1 pseudogene is annotated in these 637 nt (G+C 68.4%); it reads right to left on the reverse strand.

Going from position 1 to position 637, the window contains the following annotated elements:
• Positions 1–398: pseudogene (locus BFF77_RS35375) on the reverse strand (M23 family peptidase); the annotation flags it as partial.
• Between the last annotated feature and the right edge of the window lie 239 nt (positions 399–637).

Consider the following 637-nt stretch of genomic DNA (forward strand, 5'->3'; position numbering starts at 1 on the left):
TGGTTCGCCTGGTTCCAGGCGTCGCCGTCCCACTGTCCGCTCATGCCGGGCTCGGCCGCCTGGCCGGGGATGCCCAACGGCGGCTGATGGTCGGCCTGCTGCTGGTATTCCGCCGACGGCTGATATCCGGTGCCGCTGGTGGTGGCGTTCGCCCACTGGCCGCCGGTGTCGTACTGCGGCGTGCCGTACGCGTCGTATCCGACGCCGGCTGTCTGGTGCTGCTGTGCGCCGCTGTCCCACTGGCCGGCGGTGTCGTACTGCGTCTCGTACGGCCCGGTGGGGGCCGGAGCGCCTTCATAACCGCCCGGCAGGGAGCCGAAGAGCGGGTCGGTCTCATAGCTGCCGGTCTGGTAACCGTCGTATGCGGCGTACCCGGCGTGGGCGTGCTGGTCGTTCACCAACTTCTCTCTCGCCTCGGCAGCAGAACCAGGGTCTGGGGAAATTCCGGTCCTGAGCGGAGAGGACCCCAGAGGGAAAGCAGTGGCCGCGACTGTACCCGGCGGTATGCGGCGGCGACAATCTTCCGCAGGTTTTGGGATCCGCGGAAACGGGCATTCGGCCGTGTTTCGGCGGACTGCGGGCACAGGCTTGGCCGTACGTTCGAAGCATGTTCGAGTGGAGCGGGCTCGACGGCGGG

It is taken from the genome of Streptomyces lushanensis (assembly GCF_001700515.1).
Taxonomy (GTDB): Bacteria; Actinomycetota; Actinomycetes; order Streptomycetales; family Streptomycetaceae; genus Streptomyces; species Streptomyces lushanensis.